We start from the raw sequence: 5182 nt of genomic DNA, 5'->3' as shown, positions 1-5182 counted from the left end.
GACCAAGGCGGGGCCGACGGCATTTGTCCTGAACTGGTCCAGCATGTTGTCGGGATCGATCTGGCGCATGGACTTTTCCGGTGCGCGCCCTTCAGTCGTCAATATGCCGGTTGCACAGAATAGAAGATGGATCGGCCTGCCAGCCATCGACGCGGCCCCGTCAGCCACGCTTCGCTCGTCAAGCAAATCGAACCCATCTCTGCTCCGTGAGAAGCTGATGATTTCGCCGGCATTCGCCTGCTGCCCCACCAGTTCGCAGACTGCCGCGCCGATCCCCCCGCTCGCCCCGATGACGACGGTCCGGAAGTCATTCGGCAGGGACTGCAACAGAGGGCGGGCTGGATTTTCCATGAAGGTAGAACACCAAAGTGGGGCCAGAAGTTGCCGTCGTCCGCCCGAGACCATCGAAACGCGGCTGAGCGATCCAAGATGCCGCAAGCTGACGGAAGCCGGACACGTTACGTGGCCACAGTGCGAATGTGGGGAGCGTATGGTGTAAAGGGTATTCAAGAAGCGTGGCCAAATCCCGGATCGGTTCAGCTTCAATGATCGGGTCGTCGGTTTCAGGAGGGTAGGTAGGCTTAGCGACTTATCCACTATCAGGGGATGGGCTCTCTCGGCTCATGCGCAGCCTCATAAGAGGGTCCTTTGCGCGGGGTCGGCGTTGTCCGCTTGCCCATGATCGCCTCGACGGGTCAGTTCGGTCTGGGCACTGAAACGTACATCCACATCCCGATCCCGGACGAATGCCCTTAACACCTCGTCACTGAGGCGATCCCAGCCTTTGCCGCGCTCTGGCCCAGCTGGCACGCGGGGGAGAAGGCCCGGTTCGCCCGTCCAGATCAGGCACTGTTCGATCGAGACCTCGTTCAAAAGGTCTCGCAAATGATGGGCAGTGACATATGCATCCGGCATGGCGCGGTGCGCCGGCAGCCCTGTTTCGTGGATCAGGCCCTCCGGCATACGCTGATAGCGAAGCATCTGGTTGGAAAAGCGCGGCAGTTCAGGCCATACGCGCAACGCGCATTTCCAGGTGCAGATCCATGGCGTGCCACCGGTGAAACGCGGGGTGCAATATCGCTGCTCGAAGGCCGCCCGATGGGCCGCCAGTGCATCGACCCGCCCAGGCGGCCGCAGAACGGTGGATGCAATTTCTTTCCAGTATGGTGCGTCTGCGACTTGAGCGTCGAGAATGTGATGGACGGCCATCGTGTCCGCGGAAATCGGACGGCCGGGATTGACGAGAATAGCGCCCCGTTCCTCCGTGACCTGCCATTTGCCGTCATTGCCGAGGACAACGTCTTGCCATCCGATTTCACACACATCGGTCGGTCCGTTGCCGCCGGTTTCAAGATCGATGACGCGAACCCGGGATTTGAACATATCGAATGCTGGCCTGTCCTGTTGAGCCCAATCTGCCCGTAAATATAGATCGAACTGTGATGGTTCCCGGGTATCGCTACCCTCGCGTCGGTGATTGGGGACAAGGTGACCCGAAGCATTCGAACCGCTCGCTCCAAAGAGTAGGTGGTGGGAAGCGGCTATGCGTGCCTGGATGAGATCGGATTATTTGACCTCTTTTGGCGGCCGTCTTGCCGGCGATGCCTTGAGCTTCGCGACAGCGCCCGATCTTTTCGACCATTGAAGTTGGTGACGGATCGACCGGCATGACGGAAAGGAATCGAGTTCCGTCGGCCCGCTTCGATCCGTAGCCGTCAATGATCACTCATGGATGCCGATTTTTTTTGCATGACCTAGACGAGCGGGATTTTTTGTGCAAATTTCCTTTCAACTGTTCTATATCTATATAACGGACCGGGCAAAGCTATAAGGGTGTCGCCATGGTCCTCAATGCCGAGACCGAGTCCAATCCGTGGCATTCTGTTCACGGTGGCTCCACCCTGACCGCCGAGGAGGCCACGTGTTCCGTTACTTCGCTGGCCGCCTGATTTCGATCCTGGCCCTGCTCTTGGGCATATCGGTCATCGCTTTCCTGATGCTGCGGCTGATCCCTGGGGATCCGGTGATGGCCCTGATGGGCACTCAGGCCGCCGATGCGGCGACGATCGACCGGCTGCGTCACCAGCTTGGCCTCGATCAGCCGATGCTGATGCAGTATCTCACCTGGATCGGCCATGCGTTGCAGGGAAATTTCGGCTATTCCTACAGCAAGCAGCGTCCAGTAATCGAGTTGGTGGCCGATGCCTTCCCGGCCACGATCCAGCTCACGGCGGCTGCGCTACTGCTCTCGGTTTCCTTCGGGCTGCTGCTTGGCTCGTGGGCGGCGCTGAAACGCAACCGGCTGCCCGATACGCTTGGCATGGGCGTGGCGCTCGCTTTGATGTCTGTGCCGAGCTTCTGGCTCGGCATGCTGTTGATCCTGCTTTTTGCGGTAACCTTCCCGATCTTCGACGTGGTTTCCGGCCAAGGATTCAGCGGACTGGTGCTGCCGGCGGTAACACTGGCGATGGGGGTGATCGGTTTCAATGCGCGTTTCGTGCGCTCCTCTCTCCTGAGCGCTCAGGCCAATGCACATGTGGTCACCGCCCGCGCCAAGGGGCTCACGCCGACAAAGGTCTTCCTGCGCCATGTGCTGCGCAACGCGCTTCTGCCTGTGCTGACGGTGGTCGGTCTGCAAGTCGGCAACCTGCTGTCCGGTACGGTGGTGGTCGAAACGGTCTTCTCCCGCCCCGGACTGGGGCGGCTTCTGGTCGATGCCATCATGGGCAAGGATTACCTGACCGTACAGGCGGTCGTCCTGATCATCGCCTCGATCTACGCGATCATCAATTTCATCGTCGATCTGCTTTACCCGCTGCTCGACCCCCGGATCGCGAGGCGCTGAGCGATGGCTGTTCATTCCACAAGCCAGGGAACCGTGCGCTGGCGGTTCGCGAAATTCACCCGCCATCGCGGCCTGATGATTGGTTCTACGATCTTCGTACTGTTGGTGCTCAGCGTCCTGGCCGCGCCGATGATCTCACCCGCCGACCCCAATTTCCAGAACGCGATGGCAACCTTCGGCCCGCCGAGCCTTGCCCATCCGATGGGGACCGATGCCTTCGGGCGTGACATGATGGCCCGCGTTCTGTGGGGAGGACGGGTGACCATGCTCGCCAGCCTGTCGGTCGTCGTGCTGGGCGCCCTGGTCGGTACCATGCTTGGCCTGATTGCCGGCTATTTTCAGGGCGTCGTAGGCTTCGTCATCATGCGGCTTGTCGATCTGTTGCTGGCCTTCCCCGGCATCCTTCTGGCGCTGGCGGTGACCGCGATCCTTGGCCCGGGCATCGAGAACGGCGTGATCGCCATCTCGATCATTCTCGTACCGGTTTATGTGCGTCTGGTCGAAGGTGCAACGGTCGAGGTGCGGGCGCTGCCCTTCGTCGATGCGGCCACCACACTGGGCGCGGGATCGATGCGTATCATTCTGACCCATGTGCTGCCCAATGTGCTCTCCAGTGTCATCGTCATGACCACCACCTGGCTGGGGATCGCGGCACTGTGGATCACTGCGCTCGGCTTTATCGGGCTCGGAGTTCAGCCGCCGCAGGCGGAATGGGGCGCCATTCTCAACGATGGGCAGATGTTCCTGACGCTCGCATGGTGGATGACCGTCTTTCCCGGGCTGTTCCTCGCGCTCTTCGTCATCTCGGTCAACATGATCGGCGACGGACTGCGCGACGTACTCGACCCGATCATCCGTGACTAACCAGATCCGCAGCCACCTAAGAGCTGCCAACCCCAGAGGAGAATGAGCATGACTTTTGCCTTCCGGTCCCGCCGCACAATCGCGGCGCTTATTGCCGCGACCCTCCTTGGCGCAGGCGCCGCCAGCGCCAAGGACCTGACCATCGGTTGGGCCGAGACGATCGATACGTTGAACCCGGTGACCACCGGCGCGCGCAACGTCGGGCCGCTTCTCGCCAATGTCTTCGACACGCTGGTCTGGCTGAACAAGGATTTTCAGGTCGAGCCGCTGCTGGCAAAGTCCTGGAAGGTTTCGGCCGACGGCAAGTCCTATACATTCACGTTGCGCGACGACGTGAAATTCCATGACGGAACCCCGTTCGATGCCGACGCGGTGGTGGCGAACTTCGCCTATATCACTGACAAGAACACGCAGTCGAAGATCTCGCGTGGACTGCTTGGCCCTTGCCTTGATGCGAGTGCGAGTGGCAAATATGAGGTGACGATCAACTGCACCGAGCCTTATGCGCCGCTTCTCGCACAGATGGGTGAGGCCTATCTCGGCATGCAGTCGCCGGCCGCAATCAAGCAATATGGCGCCGATCTCGGCGCCCATCCGATCGGTACCGGCCCCTTCAAGTTGCAGTCCTATGCCCAGGACCAGAGCCTGGTGCTGGTCAAGAACCCCGACTACAACTGGATGGCGCCTTCGCTTGAGCACCAGGGACCGGCCGCGATCGACAAGCTGACCTTCCAGATCGTCACCAACCCGCAATCGCGCGTGCAGCAGTTCCAGAGCGGCCAGAGCCAGGTCATGCAGCAGGTTCCGGGCCTCTACTGGAAGGCGCTGAGCGCGTCCGGCAAATATAGCGGATACGAAGTGCCGATCAGCGGCATGGGCATCTTTGCTCCGATCAACACCCAGCTCGAGCCGACCAACGACATCCGCGTCCGCAAGGCGATCCTCCATATCATCGACCAGAAGAACGTGATCCAGTTGGCCGAGGCCGGCGTGTTCCCGCCGAGCTACACCCCGCTATCGGAAGGCATGCTCGGCTATGCTCCCGAGCTTGCAAAAATGTATCCGCATGATCTGGAAAAGGCGGCGGCACTTCTGACCGAAGCCGGTTATACCAAGGGCAATGACGGTTGGGAAAAGGATGGCAAGCCGCTTACCGTGCAGTTGACCGCCATCTCGAACAAAGCGCACTACATGGCGCAGGCGCAGGCAATCCAGGGCTACCTCAACGAGTTCGGCTTCAAGGCAAACCTGGAAGCGATGGCCTCTCCTGCATGGCTTGCCGCCAACACCGCAGGCAAATCGACGCTGACGCCCTCGCAATATATCGGCGTCGACCCTGATGCGATGCACTTCTGGTATCTGAAAGACCAGTATTTCAACTGGTCGAAATTTTCGGATGACAAGCTGACCGCACTGTTCAACCAAGGTCGCTCCGAGGTCGATCCCGAGAAGCGCAAGCCGATCTATGTCGAG

5 protein-coding genes are annotated in these 5182 nt (G+C 60.2%); 3 read left to right on the top strand and 2 right to left on the bottom strand.

Going from position 1 to position 5182, the window contains the following annotated elements:
• Both ABW043_RS07080 and ABW043_RS07075 read right to left on the bottom strand, forming a co-directional pair.
• On the bottom strand, positions 1-351 hold a 351-nt coding region (locus ABW043_RS07080; RefSeq protein WP_502908610.1), incomplete at its 3' end, for a Rossmann-fold NAD(P)-binding domain-containing protein.
• 282 nt (positions 352-633) lie between these two features.
• A complete protein-coding gene (locus ABW043_RS07075) occupies positions 634-1383 on the bottom strand; it encodes an exonuclease domain-containing protein (RefSeq protein WP_353920516.1) in 750 nt (249 codons plus the stop codon).
• A 538-nt stretch (positions 1384-1921) separates the two neighbouring features.
• Between ABW043_RS07075 and ABW043_RS07070 the strand changes: the two genes are divergently transcribed.
• The 3 genes from ABW043_RS07070 to ABW043_RS07060 all read left to right on the top strand — a co-directional run.
• The gene (locus tag ABW043_RS07070; RefSeq protein ID WP_353920515.1) at positions 1922-2845 is read left to right on the top strand and encodes an ABC transporter permease; all 924 of its coding nucleotides are present in this window, start codon (positions 1922-1924) and stop codon (positions 2843-2845) included.
• Between the two features lie 3 nt (positions 2846-2848).
• A complete protein-coding gene (locus tag ABW043_RS07065) occupies positions 2849-3709 on the top strand; it encodes an ABC transporter permease (protein WP_353920514.1) in 861 nt (286 codons plus the stop codon).
• Positions 3710-3757: 48 nt separating this feature from the next.
• A partial coding sequence (locus ABW043_RS07060) for an ABC transporter substrate-binding protein (RefSeq protein WP_353920513.1) occupies positions 3758-5182 on the top strand: 1425 nt, incomplete at its 3' end.

It is taken from the genome of Devosia sp., assembly GCF_040509215.1.
In the GTDB taxonomy this organism is placed as follows: domain Bacteria; phylum Pseudomonadota; class Alphaproteobacteria; order Rhizobiales; family Devosiaceae; genus Devosia.
This window is presented reverse-complemented; position numbering and strand designations above follow the sequence as displayed.